Origin of the sequence: Flavobacterium arundinis, assembly GCF_038289855.1 — a bacterium.
GTDB lineage: Bacteria > Bacteroidota > Bacteroidia > Flavobacteriales > Flavobacteriaceae > Flavobacterium > Flavobacterium arundinis.
This window is the reverse complement of sequence record NZ_JBBYHR010000003.1, coordinates 323,860-342,546: the sequence shown is the minus strand read 5'-3', so window position 1 is coordinate 342,546 and position 18,687 is coordinate 323,860. Positions and strand designations below refer to the sequence as shown.

General features: G+C 42.4%; 13 protein-coding genes and 1 tRNA gene. 10 read left to right on the top strand and 4 right to left on the bottom strand.

The window, feature by feature from the left end; genetic code table 11:
- The first annotated feature begins 361 nt into the window (after positions 1-361).
- The 3 genes from AAEO56_RS07200 (at position 362) to AAEO56_RS07190 (ending at position 5,552) form a co-directional block, all read left to right on the top strand.
- A complete protein-coding gene (locus AAEO56_RS07200) occupies positions 362-3,607 on the top strand; it encodes a T9SS type B sorting domain-containing protein (RefSeq protein ID WP_341696353.1) in 3,246 nt (1,081 codons plus the stop codon).
- Between the two features lie 172 nt (positions 3,608-3,779).
- Positions 3,780-4,082: a hypothetical protein gene (locus AAEO56_RS07195; RefSeq protein WP_341696352.1), complete on the top strand. Its 303-nt coding sequence runs from the start codon at positions 3,780-3,782 to the stop codon at positions 4,080-4,082.
- 129 nt (positions 4,083-4,211) lie between these two features.
- The gene (locus AAEO56_RS07190; protein WP_341696351.1) at positions 4,212-5,552 is read left to right on the top strand and encodes a sigma-54-dependent transcriptional regulator; all 1,341 of its coding nucleotides are present in this window, start codon (positions 4,212-4,214) and stop codon (positions 5,550-5,552) included.
- Here AAEO56_RS07190 and AAEO56_RS07185 read toward each other — a convergent pair.
- From AAEO56_RS07185 to AAEO56_RS07175, 3 genes are all read right to left on the bottom strand, one after another.
- Complete coding sequence (locus AAEO56_RS07185; protein WP_341696350.1) at positions 5,549-7,963, bottom strand: ATP-binding response regulator; 2,415 nt, start codon at positions 7,961-7,963, stop codon at positions 5,549-5,551. The genes AAEO56_RS07190 and AAEO56_RS07185 overlap by 4 nt on opposite strands.
- A 65-nt stretch (positions 7,964-8,028) precedes the next feature.
- On the bottom strand, positions 8,029-8,358 hold the full coding sequence (locus tag AAEO56_RS07180; protein WP_341696349.1) for a helix-turn-helix domain-containing protein: 330 nt from the start codon (positions 8,356-8,358) through the stop codon (positions 8,029-8,031).
- Between the two features lie 407 nt (positions 8,359-8,765).
- The gene (locus AAEO56_RS07175; protein WP_341696348.1) at positions 8,766-9,908 is read right to left on the bottom strand and encodes an acyl-CoA dehydrogenase; all 1,143 of its coding nucleotides are present in this window, start codon (positions 9,906-9,908) and stop codon (positions 8,766-8,768) included.
- Between the two features lie 87 nt (positions 9,909-9,995).
- Here AAEO56_RS07175 and AAEO56_RS07170 point away from each other — a divergent pair, with 87 nt between their 5' ends.
- Positions 9,996-11,069 (top strand): anhydro-N-acetylmuramic acid kinase, encoded by a 1,074-nt coding sequence (locus AAEO56_RS07170; RefSeq protein WP_341696347.1) that lies wholly within the window; start codon positions 9,996-9,998, stop codon positions 11,067-11,069.
- Here AAEO56_RS07170 and AAEO56_RS07165 read toward each other — a convergent pair.
- Positions 11,066-11,755 (bottom strand): response regulator, encoded by a 690-nt coding sequence (locus AAEO56_RS07165; protein WP_341696346.1) that lies wholly within the window; start codon positions 11,753-11,755, stop codon positions 11,066-11,068. The genes AAEO56_RS07170 and AAEO56_RS07165 overlap by 4 nt on opposite strands.
- Before the next feature lie 79 nt (positions 11,756-11,834).
- Between AAEO56_RS07165 and AAEO56_RS07160 the strand changes: the two genes are divergently transcribed.
- The 6 genes from AAEO56_RS07160 (at position 11,835) to AAEO56_RS07135 (ending at position 17,832) form a co-directional block, all read left to right on the top strand.
- Positions 11,835-12,653, top strand: coding sequence for a LytR/AlgR family response regulator transcription factor (locus AAEO56_RS07160; RefSeq protein WP_341696345.1), 819 nt, complete (start codon positions 11,835-11,837; stop codon positions 12,651-12,653).
- 180 nt (positions 12,654-12,833) lie between these two features.
- On the top strand, positions 12,834-13,001 hold the full coding sequence (locus AAEO56_RS07155; protein WP_341696344.1) for a hypothetical protein: 168 nt from the start codon (positions 12,834-12,836) through the stop codon (positions 12,999-13,001).
- A 65-nt stretch (positions 13,002-13,066) separates the two neighbouring features.
- Positions 13,067-15,106 (top strand): tetratricopeptide repeat-containing sensor histidine kinase, encoded by a 2,040-nt coding sequence (locus tag AAEO56_RS07150; RefSeq protein ID WP_341696343.1) that lies wholly within the window; start codon positions 13,067-13,069, stop codon positions 15,104-15,106.
- A 69-nt stretch (positions 15,107-15,175) separates the two neighbouring features.
- Positions 15,176-16,402, top strand: coding sequence for a Glu/Leu/Phe/Val dehydrogenase dimerization domain-containing protein (locus AAEO56_RS07145; protein ID WP_341696342.1), 1,227 nt, complete (start codon positions 15,176-15,178; stop codon positions 16,400-16,402).
- A gap of 58 nt (positions 16,403-16,460) precedes the next feature.
- On the top strand, positions 16,461-17,675 hold the full coding sequence (locus AAEO56_RS07140; protein ID WP_341696341.1) for a bifunctional folylpolyglutamate synthase/dihydrofolate synthase: 1,215 nt from the start codon (positions 16,461-16,463) through the stop codon (positions 17,673-17,675).
- Positions 17,676-17,757: 82 nt separating this feature from the next.
- Positions 17,758-17,832, top strand: a tRNA-Val gene (locus AAEO56_RS07135).
- Positions 17,833-18,687: the final 855 nt, after the last annotated feature.

Below are 18,687 nucleotides of genomic sequence, written 5' to 3'. Positions count from 1 at the left end.
ATTAAGATGATTGCGATTTATATTTTTATGCCTTTTCATATTCATTAAGCAACTCTAATTATCTTTTATCGCCTTCCTACAAAAAGATGCCCAATTTTCATTTTTTTGTTAGGGTTTTACCTAATATAAATGTTTATATAATAATTAGTTAGTTAAAAAATAATATATTTAGCTCCTAATAATAATTCTTTAAAAAAATGTAGTCCATTTTAGTTAAATAGCAAATAGAAACACTATTTTAGTATGGTTTTTGATTGTATTTCTTTTTAATAATGTCCTCAATAATTGTAGCATGAGGTTTTTTCAAACTTTTCTGCCGTACGGTAGCAGACAGCACAGTCACATTAAAATTATACTTATCATGTGTATGCTGTTTAGCGCTTTTGTGTCAAAGGCCCAGCTTGCAGATTTTGATTTTAATGTCGCTTTTACAAATGAAACCTGCCCCGGTAACGGCACACTATCGTTCTCTACAGGGAATACTGTGCCCGGTGCCACATTTTTATTTACAGTTTACCATAATCCCGACCTTGATGTCCCTATTTCTTCTTCTGCCGATGTATTGGTAGACGGATTGAGTGCAGGGACATACACCATTGTTGCACTACAGACACTTGGTATCGAAACAAGTACAGAACAGGTGGTAGTGACGATTGAGAACCAAATAACGCCACTAACATATACTATCAGCTCTTCTAGCCATCAATGCTCGGTGGGCGGACAGCTTGTAATTACTACACTAACAGGAATTGCAGCGCAGTACGAAATTATATCCGGGCCGGTAACAAGGCCTTTACAAACTTCAAATACATTTGACGGCCTACCCGAAGGGCAATATAATGTAAGGGTTTTTAATAATTGCGGACAGGCCGTAGTCACCACCTATACATTGCTGACCGATCCAGGCGAACCTGAACTCTCCCAGCCAATCCTTGAAGATGTATACAGCGGCGATTGCGATTCGGTCACCATCACAAATACCCTTACCTATCCCGAAGGCACTGTTATCAGCTATCCGATTACTGTGACTTATACCATACACCCACCTGGTGGGGCACCGGCACAGGTTGTGACGATGGATTTTACCGACGGCGCACCTTCATTCCTGGAATTTGTCAATGAATTTCCGGTTGCTGCGGGCGAAACCTATACGTATGACCTTGTTGTGACCAACAGTTGCGGAATTCAGTTTGGCAACAGTGGCATGACGGTAAACCCGGCACCCGAAATAACCTATTCGCTACCTCCCCTGCCTTGTGCGCATTATTACCTTACGCTTGATGTAGCGCATTATATGCCTCCTTTTACGTTCAATTTTTCAGAAATGCCCGCCGGGTTCAATCCTGCCGCTTTCAATGCCGCCTACCCAGGCCCTTTTGTCGAAGGCCCTGTTGCATTTGGCGGTGAGAGTATGCCAGTGCCGGAAGGTGACTATACTGTAACGGTAACGGACGCATGTGGCAGGACCGGCACGGTTTCCTTTACCGTTCAGGAAATAATACCGGAACCGTCAGTAAGCGGAAGGAACAATGGCTGTTTCTCATTATTTGGACGCATCATAGCGAGCGTCCCTGACCGCAAACTTGTTTTTGCCGAAATAACCGCTGCCCCTGTTGCCTATACATTTGCACTTCCGAGTAATGTTTCAGCCTTTATAAATGGCTCGGGTACACTCGTAGTACCCAACCTGCCGTTAGGATCTTACACTTTACATCTTATCGATGAATGCGGTACGGAATATGTTGTTACTGCAGAAGTACCACCGTTTGTAGAACAGGACTTTACCGCTTTGGCAATGGCCGATTGCCGTGAAGGTATTGGCGCGGTAAGGGTTGTAAGCGGTAACGGAAAACTCACCGCCTTATCAATTACCAATGCTCCTGCTGCCTTTGAGGGGACGCTCCCTCTTGACGTGACCACAAGCATAAGCACGGCTGGTATCTTTTTTATGGATGACCTCCCGGCAGGAAATTACACCTTTAGTGGCACCGATATATGTGGGATCCAAAGAACCGTGTCGGTTACTGTAACCGGTTACCTGCCTATGGGCGGTATCCCTTTTTCATTTGATCCGAATTGCAGCTCATTCAATATCGAAATGTTCGACAACGATACATCTTCAGGGACACCGGAGTACTGGCTTCAAATGGAAAACCCTAATGCTCCCGGGCAATGGATCCACCCGGATACCGGGGTAGCCTATACCGAAGGCGCCCTGCCGGAAAGCGCCAACTCAATTGCTCTCGAAAATAATCAAACCACAGTAAACCTGCTTTATTTTGGGAAATTCAGGATATTGAAAGCCTTTGAGACCTTTGGTAACGGTACATCGTTAAAAATTTGCATTGAGGTTTTAGGAGAGTTCAATTACTACGATGGTGTTAATATTGAAAACATATACAATGTTTCGTGCCTTGAAAATACTGATGATATTTTAGTGCAGGCCACAGGTCAAGCCCCTTTGCATTACCGTATTGAAAGTAAGGATGGTATGCCGTTCTTCCTGGATAATGGCACCAACAGTATCTATTCCGGCCTTGCCACCGGCTCCTACCAGTTTGTAGTGGAAGATGCCTGCGGGCATATAGGCCGCAGGACGGAAAACATTAACCTGCTTCCGGAACTCGCACATGCACACGATCCGGGCGGAATGCTGCAATGCATAGAGCCCGGCCAGCCGGAATCTCTCGTGTTTGACCTTTCATTGCAAAATGAAGGTATACTTGAGGATCAAAGCCCGAATGCCTATACCATAACCTATCATATAAGCCAGGAAGATGCCGATGCAGGCGTAAATCCTTTGCCTTTGTTGCATACCAACACGAGCAACCCGCAAATTATCTATGCAAGGCTGGTACATAATTTCATAAACATTTGCCATGATGTGGTATCTTTTGGCCTGCAGGTTTCAGAATATCCGGAACTCACTATGGACGAGGAGGTTTATGTGTGTGTGGACGGAGGTTCTGTAACGCTTTCTGCCGATCCGGGTTATGACAGTTATGAATGGTCTACCGGGGAGAATACAAGTTCTATAGTAGTTGAAACACCCGGGATTTATACGGTAACTGTGGCAAATGTTTATGACGGTACGGTTTGCGCAACCACAAGGGATATCACTGTAAATCCATCGGAAGCTGCAACCGTTCTGGATATTGAAACCGCCGACTGGACCGACAACAATAATTCTATAAAAATCCTGGTAAGTGGCACTGGCAGCTACGAATATTCCATTAACGGTATAACATATCAGGATAGCCCTGTTTTTGATGGATTAGAAACCGGTGTGTACCTGTTATTTATAAGGGACAAGAACGGATGCGGGATTACGCGCTATGAATTTTACCTTCTCAATTACCCGAAATTTTTCACCCCGAACGGCGATGGCATCAATGATACCTGGCGGATACCGTATTCGAAACTTGAGCCAGCAATGGAAATCTTTATCTTTGACAGGTATGGGAAATTCATAGCCCAGATTGATCCGAAAGGCAGAGGATGGGACGGGATGTACAATGGCAGGGCGCTGCCTTCTACCGATTACTGGTTTTTGGTAAAACGCATTGATGGTAAAGAGCACAGGGGGCATTTTTCGATGATACGCTAAAACCGCCAAAAAAGTGTGGAAATTCCACACTCAAGTGTAGAAATTCCACACTTTACGCAAAGCGTCAATATTATAACATATCCTGAAATACAGGATTTTAATTTAAAAACAGGCTCTTTCTCTAAATGGTACGATTATTTCATAATGATTTATAAGCTTGTAAATAGGTATTATGAAAAACATAGCAGCAGCCATAGCATTTCTATCCGTACTAAGTGCAAATGCCTGCCCTGCAGAATGTGTCGCAAATAGTATCGTGATGACGCAGCAAGGGTACAAGAAAATTGATGTAACCGATGTACCTATCGCCATTTTAAAACAAATAACCGATAAATATCACGGCTATTCTGTTTCTGGGGCGTACACGTCTGAAGAGTGTGAAAGCGAATACAAGCTGGTGCTGTTACGGGACAGGCGAATGCTAACTGCCTATTATAAAAATACCGGCGATTTTATTAAAGATGATATGAAATAGAAAAAAGAATATAGTAAGGTGATTGAAGAATTTATTCTTCGGCAAAGGAGATGGAAGCATCTCCTTTTGTTTTTCTTAACACTTTAAAACTTTCAAAACTATTACCTTTGCAGATATTCCCCTTAGCTAATGATTTCTAAAATCCTGGTCATTGACGATGATACCGCTTTTTGCGTAATGCTTAAGACATTCCTTCAAAAAAAAGGATTTGAAGTTGTAAATGCATTCACGGCACAGGAGGCGGAAGAAGCGCTTAAAAAGCAGGTTTTTGATGTGGTCCTTACCGATATTCGCCTCCCTGACAGCGATGGCCTGCATATACTCAGGCTGGTAAAGGAAACAGCGATGGACACCCAGGTAATATTAATGACGGGCTACACTGATATAAAAACCGCCGTAAATGCAATGAAGCTCGGCGCCTTTGATTATGTAGGCAAACCAATTAATCCCGACGAAATACTCCACACCATAGGGCTCGCACTGAATAAAAAATCAGGTAAAAAAATTCCCGGTTCTGAAAAAAAACAGGCAAAGCAATCCTCCGGGCTGCCATTTGTAAAAGGCATCAGCAGCGATGCTGCAAGGCTCCAGGAACATATCTCCCTTGTTGCCCCCACAAACATGTCGGTACTTATCATCGGCGACAGCGGTACAGGCAAGGAGCACATCGCGCACTCCATCCATTCGCAAAGCAAAAGAGCGGCACAGCCCTACATTGCTGTTGATTGTGGCGCCATACCGAAAGAACTTGCATCAAGCGAATTCTTTGGGCATATAAAAGGCTCTTTTACTGGCGCTATAAACGACAAGACCGGACATTTTGAAGCGGCTAATGGCGGCACACTATTCCTTGACGAAGTTGGTAACCTGAGCTATGAAGTACAGGTGCAGTTGCTAAGGGCATTGCAGGAACGCAAGATAAAACCTGTAGGCAGTAACCACGAAGTCCAGGTAGATATACGCGTTGTGGCTGCGACTAATGAAGATCTTGCCGAAGCGGTTAAGCGCGGCGATTTCAGGGAAGACCTGTACCACAGGCTAAATGAATTTTGTATAAAGGTGCCACGGCTTTCAGACCGCAAGCAGGACATTATGATATTTGCCAACCACTTCCTGGCTCAGGCAAATGATGACCTCGAAAAAGATATTGAAGGCTTTGATGAGGAAGTGACAACACTTTTTAAAAATTACAGCTGGCCGGGAAACCTCCGGGAGATGAAAAACATTATCAAGCGTTCGGTACTGCTGGAAAAATCAGGTACTATCCATATCGATGTACTTCCGCCCGAAATGCAGGAGGCCTCAAAGGCTGAAAGCTCACTTTCGGGATATTCGAAAAACAATGAGGAAGAGGCAATACGCCAGGCGCTCGAAAAGGCGAACTATAATAAATCGAAAGCTGCCCTATTGCTTGATATTGACAGAAAAACGCTTTATAATAAGCTGAAGCTGTACAACATCGACCTTTAGGCTACTTCCTTTTCCAGGGCATTGCACAATGCTTCTGCCGCTTCGCAAATTTTCGTTACATAGCTTTCCATTTCCAGCCACCCCAACCCGGTATTTTTATCTTCAAGAGGCATCAGCAATGCTGCCAGTGAATGTACTTCCATCTGCTTTAACATCGGTATCATGCGGTGGGCTGTGGCTGACAACTGTTGCGCGTCTTTCATCTGTACTGCTTTTAATAGCTCGTCACAATTGGTTTTTGCGCTTTCAATAAACGTAAGTACTATAGTCCTGAGAGATTCAGGGTCATTATTGGTAAATTGCGACAGGCTTTTCAGGTCGTATAATTTACCGGAAACCTTTGGCATTTCAACCTTTGAAATTGGGACAGGTACATTGTTTTCAAAAATTACTGACAATAGTTCGAGTAACTGTTCAAACTGTACCGGTTTCGGATGGTGCGCGGTAAAGCCCCTGCTTACAAAATCATCTGCGCTAAGGTCCCTCCTGCCTGACAATGCAATTACCGGCAGCGCTGCAATAGCAGGGTCGGCATGCTGCCTTATCCTGCCCAACACTTCAAAACCATCTATAGAAGGCATTTGTATATCAGTAAGCACCATATCAAAATTTCCATTTTCCAGGGTAGCTTCAAGCGCTGAAGGATTTATTTCTGTTCTTACCGCTGCAACATAATTCCCCAATAGCTCACTCATCAGGGTAAGCTGTGTACTGTCATCATCCACAACCAGTATTCTTTTATGTTTTAATGATGCGGGAGTATCCTGTTTAGTAGCTATGGGTATCGCGTCCGACGGATTGCCCTTTGCCGCAATGCATGGAATCGAAATAGTGAAGATAGAGCCCTGCCCTTCGGCACTTTCGAGAGTTATGGTACCATCGAGCAGTTCCAGTATCTTTTTCGAGATCGTAAGGCCCAGCCCCGTTCCGCCAAACTTCTTTTCGATGCCGGCATGGGCCTGCGTGAATTCCTTAAATACATCGCCATGTTTTTCAGGCGCTATACCGATACCGGTGTCCAGAACGGAGATCAGGATATCAAACCCCTGTATCTTTGCAGTAACCTCTACAGAGCCTTCGCCGGTAAATTTTATGGCATTGCTGATAAGGTTAGTGAGCACCTGCTTAATGCGGTAAGGATCGGAAATGTAATTGCTGTCAAGCTTGTCATCGATATCCCAATTGAGTTCGATATTTTTCTTCTGTGCCATCGGCTCGAGTGCCCTGCAGGTACCTTCGATGACATTCTTCATATTAAATGCCGAATTCTCTATGGCAATCCGGTTATTTTCAAGCTTTGAAAAATCAAGCAGGTCGTTTACCAGCTTCAGTATATAATCTGCAGACTGCCTGATATTACCCAGGTATTGCCCCTGTTTAGCCGTTATCCCTGACTCTTTTATAAGGTCATGAAACCCGATAATACTGCCTAATGGCGTTTGCAGGTCGTGCGTCACAGTAGCCATAAGCATGGATTTGGTGCGCAAAAGCTCTTCATTCTCATGATTGAGGAGTTCCAGCTGCTTCCTGTAGTTTTGGTTGGTAGTAAGGTCGCGAATAATGATCCAGGCAAAAACAATGAGGAGGAAAAGCGTTACAGCCCCTACCCATGTCATTTTTTTTACGGTTCCGGATATGGCCAGCTGCGACTGGTCGATACGGGCATAGGATTTTTCGATAAATTCTTTTTCTACTGAGGCAAGTATCGCCCTCAACTGGTCGGATATAACACGGTTCTCATCAAGCAGCTTTTGCTCTTTCTTGTTAAGAACATTTTTAAGCCTCCTGTCTTTTACAAGCACGTTTGTCAGCACGTTGTCGAAAATAATGGCAAGCGAATCGTTAGAAACCGGGAGCTTGCTCAGGGAATCCAGCATTTTTGGCGGAAGCGCAGAATAGATGAGCCGCTTGGCTTCGTATGATTTAGTAGATTTTACCGGCTTTATTTTATCCCAAACGGAATCCTTGGAATTATAAATGCGTTCGATAGAAAGGCTCAGGGCATCCTTTTGTCCGTATTTTTTACGGTAAAGACTGATATCGGTAATACTCTGCTTTTTCCGGGCCAGGAGCATCTGTATAGAATCAAACTTGGGTATCTGGCTTTTCTCTACATTGGCCTTTATAGCTTCAATATCATTGTTAATACTATCGATCAACAATTTATACCGGTTAAAGTCTTTTTGAGAGCCTGTCAGGATAGAACTCCTCCCTATAGCTTCAGAAGCATAGAGGTCGGCAATCGTATTGCTTATCCTGATGATGTTTTTATTATCTTCGCCGGTTTGCGCAGGTATCGCAATGCGTATGATCTCGCTGTAAAGAAACCATACGGAAAAAACGGCTATAGCAAATAAAAGCACATAGCCGGCAATAACTTTATATTTGACCGCTTTTGGTTTTTGTACCATCTTATAAACCCGGGTTTATCATCTTAATAGAACGGTACAGTAAGGTTTTAAGTATGAGTTCCGGACTAGCTTCTTACCATAACCCTCAAAAAGTTTATTTCATCTTTTAAGTGTTGTATTTCAGAAGTCAGGCTTTCAACCAGTATATCATATACTTCCTTGTTAGAACTGCTGAAAACTGCACTATTCGGATTCATAGGCTCATTAAAGATATAGGCTATATTCACGTCCAATATTCGTACAATTTTCAAAAGCTTCACCACATTAAGCCTTCTGTCATCTTTTTCGAGGCGCCCATAGTTGCTTTGGGTGACATCAAGATGAAGGGCCATAGCTTCCTGTGTGATACCTTTCTCCTCCCTCAGATTTTTGATTCTTTGTCCAATTACATTCATTGTAGTAGTTTTTAGTAGATTTTCAGTTGTGCTTTTATGTAAATTTTAAATATTTTCTAAGTTACCTTACAGGATTCAAAAACAAGCCCCGGCATAAAAATTTTCAATCGGTTATTAAATAGTAAACCGGCTGTATGTATTCTCATTCAAAGCTTTTATTGTTTAGAAAATTCTTATCAAGTAACTGTTTTTAGTAATTTTTTATAAATTTAATAAAAGAATCGGACTTAAAAACGTAAAAGCAATTTTTTCGATATAATGCAGTTTTCTCCGTTGAAAGTCAGGTAAAAAATACATATATAGTTATTTTTTAATAGTTAATTTTTAAATTAGAACTATTAACGGCAAAACAACAAAATGAGTTTTTATTACTAATAAAAAACCCACGCTTTGCGTGGGCTTTTTTATTATTGTGAGAGGATGGCTCTCGAAATGACTATCTTCTGTATTTCCGATGTGCCTTCATATATCTGCGTGATCTTGGCATCGCGCATAAACCTTTCTACGTGGTATTCTTTTACATAGCCGTTACCGCCATGTATCTGTATTGCCTCAACAGATGTATCCATTGCAACCTGAGAAGCATATAGCTTTGCCATGGCACCGCTAAGGTCATAATTTTCTCCGTTATCTTTATCCCATGCCGCTTTCATGCAAAGGTGGCGTGCTGCCTCTATCTGTACCGCCATATCAGCCAGTTTAAAGGCTATAGCCTGGTGGTTGCATATTTCGGTACCAAAAGCTTTGCGTTCTTTAGAATACTTCAGTGCAAGCTCGTAAGCGCCTGAAGCAATTCCTAATGCCTGCGATGCGATACCTATCCTTCCACCGGAAAGTGTTTTCATGGCAAACTTGAACCCGAAGCCGTCTTCGCCTATCCTGTTTTCCTTAGGAACCTTCACATCAGTAAACATCAGCGAATGGGTGTCGCTTCCGCGGATACCCAGCTTTTGCTCTTTTGGCCCTATCTCAAAGCCAGGCATGCCTTTTTCCAGTATAAGTGCATTAATGCCTTTGTGCCTTTTCTCTACATCGGTTTGTGCTATAACAAGGTACACATCGGCCGTGCTGCCATTGGTTATCCAGTTTTTAGTACCGTTTACAATATAATGGTCGCCCATATCTACCGCAGTGGTTTTTTGTGATGTAGCATCGCTGCCTGCTTCCGGTTCACTCAAACAAAAAGCGCCTATTATCTCCCCTGTTGCCAGGCGGGTAAGGTATTTTTGCTTTTGTTCTTCACTTCCAAAAGTCTGAAGGCCCCAGCATACAAGTGAATTATTCACAGACATAACTACTGATGCCGACGCATCTACTTTAGAAATCTCTTCCATAGCCAGCACATAAGAAATCGTATCAAGTCCGCTGCCGCCATATTTAGGATCGACCATCATGCCGAGAAAGCCCAGCTCTCCCATTTTTTTGATCTGCTCCGTAGGGAACATTTGCTTTTCATCTCTTTCTATAACGCCCGGAAGCAATTCGGCCTGTGCAAAGTCACGTGCCGCTTTCTGGATCATCAGGTGCTCTTCAGTAAGTTTAAAATCCATAATTACTAAATTAGTTTTTTATTTTTGTGCGCCCAAATGTAACTATTAAATGTGGATTTTTCAAGACGATTGCCTAATTTTAGCCCCATGAAACAGGAAAACTATAACGTTGTAGCTGTAATGTCGGGAACTTCGCTTGATGGAGTCGATCTTGCCCATGTTTCCTTAACGCATAATGATGCCAAATGGGCCTTTAAAATTGGTGCAGCGGTAACAGTACCATACACCGTTGCGTGGGTAGAACGGCTAAAATTGGCAGTCGACTTTTCACCTGAACAGCTGGAATCACTAAATAAAGAATACACATTACTATTATCAGGCATCATCAGCAGCTTTATTGAGGAGCATAAACTGGCGGGCATCGATGCTGTATGTTCCCACGGGCATACAATACAACACAGGCCGCAGGAAGGCTTTACACTACAGATAGGCAACCTTCCGGAAATAGCCACCCTGACCGGACACAAGACAGTATGCGATTTCAGGGTACAGGATGTGGAGCTCGGCGGGCAGGGCGCACCATTGGTACCAATCGGCGACCGATTGCTATTTAGCGAATACACCTACTGCCTTAACCTCGGCGGATTCTCCAACATTTCTTTCGAGGAAGGAATGAACAGGATTGCCTTTGATATTTGCCCTGTAAACACGGTATTGAATTATTATGCCAACAAGCTTGGAAGGGATTATGATGACGGCGGTACTTTGGCCGCCAGCGGCAAAATAATCACAGAACTTTTAAAAGCGCTTGATGCCCTTGAATTTTATAGCCTGCCTTATCCAAAATCGCTTGGTTTTGAGTTTGTAAAAGAAGTCGTGCTTCCGCTGATGGAAAAATATAATGCCCCGGCAGAAGACAAGCTTCGCTCGTTTACAGAGCATATTGCTATGCGCATCGCTGAGGTGATACGGGAAAAAGGCGAAAATGGCAGATTGCTGGTAACCGGCGGCGGCGCCTACAACAGCTTCCTTATAAACCGAATGAAACAGTTATTACCCACTTCATTTATATATCTGCCGGACGATACGACCATACAATATAAGGAGGCCCTGATCTTTGCATTGCTTGGCGTATTAAAATTAAGAGATGAGGTCAATGTACTGGGTAGTGTTACGGGTGCTGCAACCGACCATAGTTCCGGCAGGATATACCTTCCTTAAAGGATACCCATCTTTTTTATGGCCTCAATAAGTTCCTGCTCATCCCCTCCCCTTCCCTGTAGCAACATATTTTTCATACGGGCTTTTCGCTCCTCTATAGCACTTAAGGAAAGTGGTATATAATTAGGGATGTTCGCGGTTTGTATACCCTCGTTAAGGCGCATGAGTATCTGCCTGTCATAGCTGTCCAGGTTATAATTATCGAATACTTTATCCTTTAGCGATTTTACTATTTTACTGCTCAGGTAAGTATCCCCTGAAAAAATGATCTTAAAGGCATTAAGGAATTCGTCAATGTCAATATCGCTTTTACATAATATGCCCTGCGGGTTTATTTCTTTTATAAGCCTGTCTATCAGCGATGCCTCGCTGTGCATGGTAAGTATTATAATAGTGCAGTTGGGCAAAACGTCCCTGATGAGCCTGCCAAGGTCGAGGCCGGAAAAAATATTTTTGTCAGCATACGGGGGAAGGCTCAGATCCAGATAGGCAATATCAAAGGGGTTACCGGTGCCTTCTGCACTGGTAATCAAATTATAGGCCTGCTCACAATCGAGGGCTTTCGTAAAGATCAAATTATAACCTTCAAAATCTTCATCGGATAAAACATTTATATATCCGTTGACCGTCATTGGATGGTCATCCACAATGAGTATGTTGAGGTTTTTGCGGGCAGGTGTATTCAAAAGAAGAAAAATTAAAAACTGTTTAGTAAAAATAATAATTTAAAATTATTTATCTTGCTTTAATAAATTTTAATAGTAATTGGTACAGTATCCCTATGTTGTTATAGCCCCAGGCGAGGCTAATGTAAATGCGATAATGTTAGAGTTGGGAGGATATAACGAATTTTACTGCGTAGGCAAGGCAGTAACTAACGATGATGCCGTAAACCTTATTATTGGGCTGGAACCACAACTGGTTATATTAGAACTACCATCAAAGGGAAAAAATCACATCTCTCTTGATTTGATAACCGAATTACACCGATACATCAGCCACTTGCCCTATTTCATAGTAATGGCCGAAAGCGATTCCTTCGCTTTTAAAGCATTAAAGCATGGTGTTTCAGATTATCTATTAAATCCTGTCCCCTCTATAGAGATGCGGAAAAGCCTTTTTCGATTCAAAAAATCAGACATTGCACGCCATCTTATAAACATTCAGCAGCATCCTGTTATAGAAGATGATAAAGAAAGTTTGCAGGAGATTTTGTCGCAGGGAGAAGCACAACGCTCTGAAGTAGATATCCAGATATGCATAAAATCATATGGGGATTATCAGTTTATTGCGCTAAAAGACATCTTATATCTGCAGGCCGACAATAATACTACCGACTTTTACCTCGTAAACGGGAAGAAATTTACCGCTTATAAAACATTAAAGCACTACGAAAACAACTTACCTCCATTTTTTTTCAGAATACACAACAGCTATATTGTAAACTGTATTTACATTTCCAGGATAAATACAGGAAAGCAGCTTTGTTACCTTAACAACAATGAAATATCAGTGTCATTCTCTAAGACATTCAAGGATAATATTGACACGATTATCCGGCAGATAGCACCCGAGTATCTATAAAACGCATTTTACCCTTTAGAACCGTCCAGTTACTCGCATAGCTATACCATTCACTAAACGCGCGCCAAATCATTGTGGCTGGTAAATAATACCGCCTAAATTTGCCCATGTATAACACTACCACTATTAAGAGTTATTCAAAAAATAAATTATAAAACATCTATAAAAAACCTTACTACCATGAAAAAGTTCATACTTACTATCGCTCTGGTTGCAACCCTTGGAGCTACTACTGTTTCTTGTTCAACTGACGACAGCGCACTAACTGATACATCGGCAGACAATATGATTACGCAGCCGGGTAATGGTGATGTTGGCCTTCCAAGACCTACAACTCCAAAACCATAATTGGTTTATCAGATAAAAATATATTATTTTTGAGGCAATAGTCGAACACTATTGCCTCAAAAATTTTGAATAAGTACCAACTTTATGCGCTTGCCGCTTTTCTATGCTGTTTAGTATTTGCCTGTAAGAGATCTTCAGGCAATGCATCAGGCAGTTCCCAAATCATAGAAAAACTTTTTGAGAAAGGTGAAGATATCGCTGCCGACCCCAAAGTGAGGGAGGCCAGTATAGACTCTGCCTATAGTATTTTCTCTTCGTACGATAACGACTCCATTACCCGCTTCTTTTACCGCAGGGCAACTGTAGCCTATTACGATCTTTACAAATACGATAAATCATTACGTACCAGCCATAAAGTATACAAGATGGGTGTCGAGGCTAAAGATTCGCTTACGATGGCCAAAGCGGCGTATTTTTCGGGAATAAATTTTTCCGGAAAAAACAATAACGACAGCGCATTTTTCTATTACTCCCAGGCAGAAAAACTTTACATTGACATCAATGATACAAGCCTTACAGGAGAAATTGGGCTGTATAAGGCCTATATCTATTATAATATTGGCGAGTATGTGCAATGTGAAAGCGAGGCTATTAAAGCGCTTCGTTTACTTGAGGCAAAAAACAGCACAATAGATATTTACAAATGTAACAACCTGATAGGTAGTGCACTATTGGGCGAAGGTAATTTCCCCGAAGCTATAAAGTATTACCGTACTGCGTTGGCACAGCTTGATAATCTCAGGAAAGAAGGCTATCCCGACGATATTATTTCCAACTACAAGGCCTACTGTTACAACAATATGGGCCGGGTGTATATAAAGCAAAAAGATTATAAGGATGCTATCCGCATCTACGAAGAGGCTTTCCCGGGAATTGATACAAGAGTGATAGAGCCTTCGCTGTATGCCATGATGCTAAACAACCTGGCCTATGTGAAATTCAAGTCGGGAGACAACAGAGGACTTCCGGACATGTTCTACCGCTCACTGCATCTCAGGGACAGTATTGGAGACCGGTCCGGCGTTGTAGCCAGCAACCTGAGCCTGGGAGAATATTTTGCAGGCCGGAGCGATACGGCACGGGCAATAATGTACCTAAAATTTGCCTATGACGGCGCCCGTAAAATAAAAAGCGCCGACGATATACTGAATGCTACCAAACTATTAGCCGATATTGACCTTAAAGACGGTCCTTTTTATGCAGAGCAGTACATACAGGTAAGCGAGGCATTGCAGGAAACTGCCAAAGCCAACAGGGGAAAGTTTGCCAGGATAGAATATGAAACCGACAAACTACAGGATGAAAAGGAAGCCCTCGACAGGAAAAACAGCTACATAATGGGCGCATCAATTATAGTACTGCTGTTTGTCGCCGCTATATTTATAATCTATTACCTTAATTCCCGGAACAAAGAGCTGTTGCTAATACAGGAACAACAAAAAGCGAGCGAAGAGATCTACCAGCTCATGTTTGAGCAGCAATCCAATATTGAGTCTGCCCGTACCGAAGAAAAGACACGCATAGCCATGGAACTGCACGACGGCATACTCAACAACATCTACGCGGTGCGGCTAAACCTTGAATTCATTAATAAAAAGGCAGACGATGAATCTATCGTAAAGCGAAAGGAATATATCAAGGAGCTGCAAAATGTAGAAAGTGAAATAAGGGCTGTTTCGCACGACCTTAGCCGGAATGATATATTTAACCAGGGACAGGATTTTGGAACCATTCTCAAATTCATGATAACCTCCCAAAAGAACAATTTCAACACCGGCTTTGATGCCGAAATTGATCCGGCAATAGACTGGGATTCCATGAATAACACTTATAAGGTTAATATTTACAGGATCGTACAGGAAGCACTCCAGAATATCAATAAATATTCGCAGGCCGAAACTGCCGGTGTAGCGATCATGCAGCGCGATAACAGCCTTAACATAATTGTTACCGATGACGGTATTGGGTTCGAGCCGGAAAAAGCAAAAGGCGGTATCGGGCTGCGCAACCTGCGCAAGCGTACCGATTCACTTAAAGGCATCCTGAATATCACATCCCAACCGGGTAAAGGCTCATCGATTGAAGTGGTTTTCCCGTTAGGATAAAAATGAAAAATACAGAATTCTCATAAATTTGTTTTATATATTTGTGCCGATTTATAAAAACACAACAAAATGAAAGATTTACTAAGTAAATTCGAAAATAAACAACCCGAAATTATATTTAACTGGAAAGATACCGAAACCGAAGCTGAAGGATGGACCGTTATCAACTCCCTGCGTGGCGGCGCTGCCGGCGGCGGGACAAGGATGCGCAAAGGCCTTGACATGAACGAGGTGCTTTCGCTTGCCAAAACCATGGAAGTGAAATTCTCGGTTTCGGGGCCTGCAATAGGCGGTGCGAAATCAGGGATCAACTTTGATCCTAACGATCCTCGTAAAAAGGGCGTACTGCAAAGGTGGTATAAAGCGGTTTCTCCATTACTGAAAAGCTACTACGGAACCGGCGGTGACCTTAATGTTGATGAGATCCATGAAGTGATCCCGATGACCGAAGAGTGTGGTGTATGGCACCCGCAGGAAGGTGTTTTCAACGGGCACTTCAAGCCGAGTGAAGCCGATAAGATAAACAGGATAGGCCAACTGCGCCAGGGTGTGGTGAAAGTTATAGAGAACCCTGCCTTCTCCCCTGACGTGAACAGGAAATACACCGTTGCCGACATGATAACGGGCTATGGTGTTGCCGAAGCTGTACGTCATTATTACAACATTTACGGAGGCGACGTTAAAGGAAAAAAAGCCATTGTACAGGGATTTGGAAACGTGGGGTCGGCGGCTGCTTTCTACCTTGCCGAGATGGGCGCGAAAGTGGTAGGTATCATCGACCGCGATGGAGGGCTTATCAATAAAGAGGGCTTCACTTTTGAAGAAATAAAACAACTGTTCCTAAACAAGGATGGCAACAAGCTTGTAGCGGATAATATGATACCTTTTGAGCAGATCAATGCTGAAATATGGAATATCGGCGCTGAAATATTTACACCGTGTGCCGCTTCAAGATTGGTAACCAAAGACCAGATAGACAGCATGATCGCATCGGGCCTTGAGGTAATATCGTGTGGTGCCAACGTTCCTTTTGCCGACAAAGAAATATTCTTTGGCCCAATTATGGAAGCTACCGACAGCAAAGTGAGCCTGATACCCGATTTCATTTCTAACTGTGGTATGGCAAGGGTATTCGCCTATTTCATGGAGAAAAAAGTAAGCATGACCGATGATGCGATATTCAGCGATGCATCGACTATAATAGGGAATGCAATACAAAAAGTACACGCACAAAACAGCAGCAAAACTGGCATCAGTGCTACGGCATTTGAAATTGCCCTGAAACAGCTGGTATAAGTATATTAAAAAAAATAGTAATTTTAATGGCAGGCTACCCCTGCCATTTTTTTGATTTATGGACTATAAAGAAACTGTTGAATGGATGTTTGGCCGTCTGCCCATGTACCAAATGCAGGGCGCTTCGGCGTATAAAAAAGACCTTACCAATACCCTGTTGCTCGCCGCACACCTGGGCAACCCGGAAAAGAAAATTACCGCTATACACGTAGCAGGCACTAATGGCAAAGGTTCTACATCGAACATGCTGGCTTCCATATTACAGGAAGCAGGCTACAAGACCGGCCTCTATACTTCACCTCACCTGAAAGATTTCAGGGAGCGGATAAAGATCAACGGGAAAGATATCCCGGAAAGATTTGTGACCGGCTTTATAGAAAAGAACAGGCCTTTTTTTGAAGAGCAGGAACTCAGCTTTTTTGAGATGACCGTTGGCCTGGCCTTTGATTATTTCGTGGCAGAGCAGGTAGACATTGCCATTATCGAAGTGGGTATGGGCGGCAGGCTGGATTCTACCAATATTATTACGCCACTCGTGTCTGTAATTACCAATATCGGGATGGACCACACCCAGTTCCTCGGGGCTACATTGCAGGAAATTGCCGGGGAAAAAGCGGGAATTATAAAGCCGGGTGTGCCGGTAGTCATTGGCGAATATACTCCCGAAACCAGGCCTGTGTTTTTGGCAAAAGCCGAAGCTATGCACTCCCCCCTCTTTTTTGCTTCCGATGAAGTAATGGAAGAATATCCGTCCGACCTCATTGGCGACTATCAAAAGTACAATAAGAAGGCTGTCCTGAAAACAATAAGCATTATACAGCAACAATTTCCCGTAAGTCAAAAGAACATTGAGGATGGGCTGCTCAATGTAGCCCGAAATACAGGATTCGCTGGAAGGTGGCAGCAGGTACACCACAATCCGACAGCTATAGCCGATACTGCCCACAACAGCCATGGCCTGAAGATCGTGATGGCACAGCTTCAAAAGCAAAAATTTGCCACGCTGCACATTGTTTTTGGTGTTGTAAACGACAAAGACCTTGCCGATATCCTGCCGCTTTTCCCGAAAGATGCCCTGTACTATTTTTGTAAGCCAAATGTGCCGCGCGGGCTTGATGCAAAACTTTTAAAGGAAGCAGCAGCAGGCTACGGACTGAACGGCCACCTATATAATTCGGTTGCAGCGGCTTATGAGAGCGCCTTAAACAATGCATCCGCAAATGATTTTATTTATATTGGGGGAAGCACATTTGTGGTAGCAGAAATTTTATGATTTTTTAATTTAATATTTGCAAATACCAAAAAACGCCCTATATTTGCACTCGCAATACGGAACAAGATTGCAAAACATATTGGGGCGATTAGCTCAGTTGGTTCAGAGCATCTCGTTTACACCGAGAGGGTCGGGGGTTCGAATCCCTCATCGCCCACACTTCAAAGATTATTGAGAAATCAATAATCTTTTTTGTTTAAAAATGATTTTTTTGCAATGTAATTATCTCTTATTATTTATTTTAATATTTTTGGGTGTTCGATATATCCCTCATTAATAAAACGACGAGTTACTTCATATAATACAATTATGAAGGGTGCAACTCGGATCCGGAAAATTCTGTTAGACGGCCGATGCCCCAATCAATACTATATAAGAACAAAATACGAAATCAACAAACTCTGGTAGACTATTGCATTTTACGCTGTAAGTTTCTATATAGCGCGGGTGTCATTCCAATCTTTTTTCAAAGTAGTTTCCAAAAAAAGAAGGATTTGGAAAATTTAGTTCATTTGTTATTTGTGGTACCATCATATCGGTGCTTTTATCCATTGCCTTAGAGGTCATAATTACCATTTCATTAGTCCATTATAAAACCGGTTTTCACTTATTTCATGTATCACTTTTGAAAAATATTCGGGATTCAAATATAAGTTGTATCATAAATTGGATATTACTTTGGCTCTTGTAATTTTCGTATAATATTCGTAACCAAATTATTATATTTGAAAGTTTTAGAGAGGACATGATTTGCGAGGGTATCTAAAAAAATTATCCACCTTTCAGGATTGAGTGTAAAAGGAATTCCTGATGTCAGGGAGGCATTTATAAGTGCAACTATTGTAGCTTTTGAGTATAGGTCTTGTGAAACTTTGATTACGCCCGCAGCATTTTAATTGTGTGGTCGGCTAAGTAAATACAGCATTACCATTTAAATTTCTTCATAAGTTTTCACGTGTATTCACAGTCTAATAATTGTTGCCTACCGCACCCTTATTCACAGCATGCTGTT